This is a genomic window from uncultured Fretibacterium sp. (assembly GCF_938030725.1).
Lineage (GTDB): Bacteria > Synergistota > Synergistia > Synergistales > Aminobacteriaceae > Fretibacterium.
Genome location: NZ_CALHIQ010000086.1, coordinates 1 through 6,618 on the forward strand (window position 1 = coordinate 1; position 6,618 = coordinate 6,618).

3 protein-coding genes are annotated in these 6,618 nt (G+C 62.6%); 2 read left to right on the top strand and 1 reads right to left on the bottom strand.

Features of this window, described 5'->3' with window-relative positions; genetic code table 11:
- Positions 1-65: 65 nt before the first annotated feature.
- Positions 66-1,565 (top strand): 4-alpha-glucanotransferase, encoded by a 1,500-nt coding sequence (gene malQ, locus Q0629_RS05190; RefSeq protein ID WP_298779812.1) that lies wholly within the window; start codon positions 66-68, stop codon positions 1,563-1,565.
- 66 nt (positions 1,566-1,631) lie between these two features.
- On the opposite strand, the gene Q0629_RS05195 is transcribed toward malQ, so the two are convergent.
- Entirely contained in the window at positions 1,632-2,798 is a 1,167-nt protein-coding gene (locus Q0629_RS05195) for an amidohydrolase (protein WP_298779813.1), read from the bottom strand.
- Between the two features lie 352 nt (positions 2,799-3,150).
- On the opposite strand from Q0629_RS05195, the gene Q0629_RS05200 reads away from it, so the two are divergent.
- Positions 3,151-6,279 (top strand): hypothetical protein, encoded by a 3,129-nt coding sequence (locus Q0629_RS05200; protein ID WP_298779814.1) that lies wholly within the window; start codon positions 3,151-3,153, stop codon positions 6,277-6,279.
- Positions 6,280-6,618 lie beyond the last annotated feature (339 nt).

The window sequence follows — 6,618 nt, forward strand, 5'->3', positions numbered from 1 at the left end:
TTTGAGGCGGGGGAAAAAACTCCCCCCCTGTGCCCCGCCGGCCCTTTGGAGGTTTTTTAATTAAAATGGATAGGAGAAAATGCGGCGTGCTGCTCCCCATGACCTCGCTTCCCTCGCGCTTCGGGATCGGCGACATGGGACCGGGGGCGCGGCGGTTTGCGGAGTTTTTGCATGGGGCGGGGCAATCGCTGTGGCAGGTCCTGCCCCTGACCGCGACGGACGCGGGGTGCGCCCACTCGCCCTACAGCCCCACGTCGGCCTTCGCCGGCAGCGGCCTCCTGATCAGCCCGGAGGGCCTGATGGAGGACGGGTTTCTGAGCCGGGAGGAGCTGGACAGCGCGCCCAACTTCTCGAACGACCGGGTGGACTACGGCGCGGCCGGAGCCTTCAAGGCAGCGCTCCTGCAAAGGGTGTGGGCGCAGTTTCACCGCGGCGGCGAGAGCGCGGACTTCAAGGCCTTCTGCCAGAGCCAGGGGGACTGGCTGGAAGACTGGAGTCTCTTCATCTCCATCAAGGGCGCCATGGGCGGGCTTGCCTGGCGCGACTGGCCCGACGGGTTGAAGTTTCGCCGCCCCCAGGACCTCGACCGGTTCCGCCGGGACCACGACGGCGACATCGGGCTTCAGAACTTCATCCAGTACGTCTTCGCGCGGCAGATGTCCGCGCTGCGGAGGCGCATGGCGGAGCTGAAGTTGGAGCTGGTGGGCGACGTCCCCGTCTACGTCATGGGGGACTGCGCCGACGTGTGGGCCCACCCGGATCTCTTCGACCTGGACGAGGACCTGAACTCCGTCTCCGTGGCGGGCGTCCCCCCGGACTACTTCAGCGCCAAGGGACAGCTCTGGGGCAACCCGACGTACAACTGGGAGGCCATGAGAAGGGACGGCTTCCGCTGGTGGACCGGACGCCTGCACCGCCTCCTGACCTTCTTCGACCGCGTACGCATCGACCACTTCCGGGGGCTCATCGCCTACTGGGCGCTGCCGGCAGACGCTGAAACGGCGGAGCACGGGGAGTGGCGCAGCGTGCCCCACCGGGAGTTCTTCAGCGCGCTCAGGAGCGAGTTTCCGAACGCGCCCTTCTGGGCTGAGAACCTGGGGGTCCTCACCCCGGAGGTGGAGGAGGCCCGCACCGCCATGGGGCTTCCTGGGATGACGATCCTCCACTTCGCCTTCGGGCATCCCGCGGACAACCCCTACGCCCCCCACAACCACACGCCAAAGACCGTGGTCTACACGGGGACTCACGACAACAACACCTCCCGCGGGTGGCTGATGGCCGACGCCACGCCCTGGGAGCGGGCGAACCTCTCCGCCTACCTGGGGTGCGAGGTGACGGCAGGGAGCGTGTCCGGGGTCATGACGCGCATGGCCCTGGCCTCCGTGGCGGAGACGGCCGTCATCCCCATGCAGGACTGGCTCGACCTGGGGCCGGAGGCTCGAATCAACACCCCGTCCACCACGGCGGGGAACTGGACGTGGCGCATGAAGCCGGGCGCCATCACGCCCGACCTCACGCAGCGGATGCGGTCGCTCTGCGAGCTCTACGGACGTACCGGCGCGTAACGCAAAAAAGGCGGGCAACGACGGGAGGTGCGGGTTTAGTCCCGCTCCGCCCGTCGTTTTTTCGCTTCAGCTCAGGTTGTCGTAGACCGTGCCGTCGATGATGGTCCGCTCGCACAACGTGAAGTTGCTGAAGGGGTGTCCGCTCCACACCGCGAGGTCCGCGTCCTTGCCCGGCTCGATGCTTCCCATCCGGTCCCCCAGCCCCAGCAGGCGCGCCGGGCGGATGGTGACGGCCTCGAAGGCCGCCCTCTCGCTCAGGCCATGGGCCATGCAGAGGCCGACGTGCGTCGGCAGGTACTTCGTCCCCGAGGAGGTGTCCGCCGTCAGACAGAAGTTGATCCCGGCCTCCTCCATCCTCGCGGGCGTCGTCAGCTTCCGGCCCCAGATCTCCATCTTGCTGGGGGGCATCGTCAACGGGCCGATGACGCAGTCCACCCGGTGCTCCCTCAAGAAGTCCAGGATCAAGTAACCCTCCGTGCAGTGCTCAATGGAGAAATCCAGGTGGAACTCCTCGGCGATGCGGATGGCCGTCACGATGTCGTCCGCCCGATGGCAGTGGATGCGGCACTTCCTCTGGCCCCGGACGACGGGGACCAGTTCCTCCAGCGCGAAGTTGCGCTTCGGCCTCTTTTCAGGGTCCGCCTCCCCCGCCCAAAGCTCCTCCGAGTAGTCCAACGCCTCATAGAGCGTCCGGCGCAGGATGGCAGCCAGTCCCATGCGCGTCATGGGAGCCCGCTTCTGCTCGACGCCGTAGACCCGTTTCGGGTTCTCCCCCAGCGCGAACTTCATGTGCTCCGAGCCGGGGATGGCGATGTCGAAGACCGTCGATCCCCGTTTGGTCTTGAAGCTGATGCCGGTGCCTCCGATGACGTTGGCCGACCCGGGGCCGGTGTAGCAGGCGGTGAAGCCGGCACGCCGTGCCTCCTCGATGGCGATGTCAAAGGGATTCAGGGCATCGATGCCGCGCACCTGGGCCGTCACCGGGTCGGTCTTCTCGTTTCCATCGATCTGGCCGGGCAGGGTGTTGGGCTCGTTAAAGGTGGAGATGTGCGTGTGGGCATCGATCAGCCCCGGCGTCAGCCACTTCCCCGTCAGGTCCAGGACCTCCACCCCTGCCGGAACCGCGACGTCCTCGCCACAGGCCGCGATCTTTCCGCCCTCCACCAGGACCGTGCCGCGCTCAAGCGTCCTCCCCGCAACCGTGACGACCCTCGCGTCTTTCAAAACAAGCATCTTCAGAAAAAACCTCCAAGCGTCAGGATAGTTTCACACGACGATTGTACAACGAAATTTTGTCAAAGAGAGGCTCGCCTCCATGGACTACAGCTCCCCCATCGCTGAAGCCGGAGTAGCAGGAACTCGAGGCTCCTGTCCTGCCTGAAGTCCCACGTTATGGCTGAAAGATGAATTGATAAGATTTATTTAAAATAATTTAATTAACAAAATAATTATTAGCCTTGCAAATATCTAGGTAGATAGTTATAATCCTAATTCGTTTCAAATCATGTCTTAACAGCGAAGGAACACCTCCTTCCAGTTTTAATTTTGTGGAGGGAGGCCCCAATCTTGTAAGGAGGGCATCGTTTTGAGAGGTAAGCGAAAAGTGTTGGGTTGGCTGGTGCTGACAGGGGCGCTGGCGGTCGGGACCGCTTGGGCTGCGGCAACCGTCCTGGAGGTACCCGCCGGGACGACAAATGGTGCCGATTTCACCCTGACGCCCACGGACGACGGCGGCATCTTCAACATCATCCGAGGAGGAGGGCGTTTCGAGGGGGCCGTCAAGGGCGAGTCCGGCAAGGCACGGATGCTCCAGCTTACGGCTACGGGCAGCAGTCCCTTGGTCGTAGCCCCGGGAGTCCAAAAGTCGATCGAAGGCGACACGGGGAACGGCAACTTCCAGCTCCTCGTGAGCTCCGACGCCGGCAGGAAGGTCGTCGTCAGGGGTTCGAACGGAGACAACTCCTCGGAGGAGGAGTACAGGACCCATTACAGCGGGGGGACGCTGATCTGCGGCGGCGTGCTGAGCGCGGCCAACGACGCCCTTGGGCAGAGGTGGGTCGGCATCCTGAGCGCGCCGTCCTCGACGAACGCGCCGGCCCTCGCGACCGACGGCCCCCTCCCCTTGACCCTGGGGTCCGCAGAAGCCATAGCGCAGCCCCTGCTGCTGTTCGTCGCAAGCGGGGACGCGGGGGACGACCGCCTCACGTACGGCATCATCGACACCCCCGACCAGCAGGAGTTGCTCCTTCGGCACGGCCTGGGCCAAAGGCAGGTCAAGCTGCCCAGTGCCAAGGCCGTGGGGGACGACTTGGCGAAGCTTGAGGCGTTCGATAACGACTTCTACGGGTCCCCGTCGGGCAAGGGTTTTGTCCGTCTGGTCAAGACGGGCAAGGGGACCCTGACGATCGATTCCGACGTGCGGACGCCCAACCTCGCGGCTGCCGAGGACAAGGGACTTGAGGCCAGGGCACTGGACGGGGCGCATCATTTGGGCGGTACGGACGTGCGGGAGGGTAGCCTGGTCATCCGCGGCGGGGAGTTCAAGGTTCCCGGCGACCACTTCCGCGGTTCCCTGGGCAGGGTCTGGGCGTCCTTCCTGGGCAGCGGGTCCCTTGCGGACACCGAGCCCTTCAGCCAGGGACGTCTGAGGGAGAAGGCGCTTCACACGGAGAGCAATTACGTGTTCTACCACTTCTACAACCCCCTCTGGATCAGGAAGGGCGCCAGCGTCGCCGTGGACCGCAGCCAGATCTTCAGCCAGCTGAACACCGAGGCCGGCTCCACGTTCGAGGCGAAGTCCTACGCCGTGGGCGGCCAACTCCATTACCCTTACGTCGTGGTGACCCTCGACGGGAACGACTCGCACGTGAACGGAGTGCTGAAGGGTGCGTTTCACCTGGTGCTCGATTCCCGGATTGGGAAACGCCATCCCAAAGGATTCACCTTTCAGGATGAAAACGACTTGCAGTTGAGCTCGGGGAGAAACTCCACCCTGTTCCTGAACAACCCCGACAACGAAATCTTCGCCGAGGGCGAGACCTTGGTGGCCAACGGGGTCCTGGGGCTTACAGGCACCGGATCCATCGGAGGGGGCAAGGTAACGGTCGGAGCCATCAAGGAAGATGATGGCTTCGAGACGGGAGGCGGGGCTACCCTGCTGGCCTCGAAGTCCCTGGAGGTAGCCGGCAAGACCGAAGTCAAGTACGGCGGCATGTTGGCGGCCGAGCGAGGGCAGGTATTGTCCTTCAAGGACATTGCCATCAATATGCTCAAAAAGATGCCAAACGGCAAAATCATGTCGGGCACTTTTATGATCAATCCGACCAGCCCCAGCGCCAGCCAGGACTGGAGCGGAACGGTGGAATTTGGTGGAGAGGGCAGGAGGTTCAGCTGGACGAACCCTTTAAATATACAGGTTCGTAACGGAGAACTGCGACTGAGCAGCCTTCCGGAGAAGACGGCCTCGGGAAATGAGCCCCTCGTCAATATCAACATAGGGGCAGGAGCAAGGGAACTGGTCAGAACATTTTCTCTGGGCAAGGGGGCCAGGGACCTTTCGAAGAACGTGAATCTCAGCTTGGGTAAATACAGCCGCATCGGGGTTGTCCCCAACGATGGCGACGTCGCCGGTACCCGCGCCGAGGCGGCGGGCAGGGACCCCATCTTCAAGGCCAAGACGATCGACTATTACTACCTGAACGGCGATGGTCCACGGCTGACCATCCAGCTGGACCCTGCGCAGCTCTCCGCCAGGACGCTCAAAAAGGGCTGGGTCCCCCTGATCGGCTCCGTCGAGGCGAAGGAGTGGAAGAAGCTGCGCGCCAAGGACAAGACGACGGGAAAGGACTTTGCGAAGGTCCGGGTTTCCTGGCTGAACTCCTCGAAGGACATCGTCCCGGGCAATGCCGCCTCGGAGGACGCAGGCGCCCGGGTTCACCTGGACGACGATAAGTTCACGATCTTGCTTGAGGTCCTTGAGGACTTTAAGGCTCCTGAGAAGCCCGATCCTCAACCCAACCCCAACCCCAATCCAAACCCCGGGCCCAATCCTCAACCCAACCCCAACCCAGGGCCTAGCCCCAAGCCTCAGAACCCCGCGCCGGACAAGCCCAAGGACCCTTCTCCCGGCAAGCCCGACAATCCATCGCCAGACAAGCCCAGGCCGGATGAGCCGACCAACCCGGACGATAACGCCGTTCCGAAGGACCCCGAACAGTGGGAGATCACCGTGGGCGAGCCGGACGCAGCTGGCAACGTGCCCGTGAAGCTGGCAACGCGGATATCGCTGTCCAAGCCACTGGTCGCAGGCTCTCTGAAGGCGGACACCACCGGGTTCGTTCCTGGTACGCTCACGGTCGAAGCTCTGCGAAACGCCACGGTGGCCTTCATGGAGGAGTTGGATGCGGAATCCCTCGACTGGACTGTTTCCACTCAGGCCCTGAGCTACGAGCTTCGGGTCGCAGGCAAGGTGGCCAAGGGGCAGTGGGATACGGCCAGTATCCGGTCGATACGCTGCAGGCTGGAGGGCGTCGAGGGCGAGAGGACCATCGGCCTAGGGAACCAGGGACTCCTCCTGAAGTCTATGAAGAAGCAGAAGCCAGAGGTAAAGCCCGAGGATAGGAAGACCTCCGGGAGCGGCGGATGTGACGCCGGCTTCGGCGGGCTGCTCCTGCTGTCCGCCGCGGCTCTGGTCCGTCGGAAACGCTGCCGGTAAGTTCACATTCTGTATCTCGTACGGCTTTTGGGCTAGGACCGCTTAATTAAGAACGGATAACGAAAAGCCCGATCGCAGTTAAACAGCGTGGTGCCTCGCGGTTTTACCGCGGGGCACCACGCTGTTTGAAGACCTATTCCTATTGATATTAAGATGCAATGCGCAGACTACCGCCCCTTTCCAAAACCATATGTCAATAGTCAGAAAAAAAGTCCTCCCTAAAGTATTCAGGTAAAAAGTCACCTGTGTTATCTAGTTTAGGGAAACACTGATTAAGTCGTTAAGAACTGTCACCCGTATCGTCTCCCTTCAGTGTCTGAAACTTCATCAGGCCGCGCG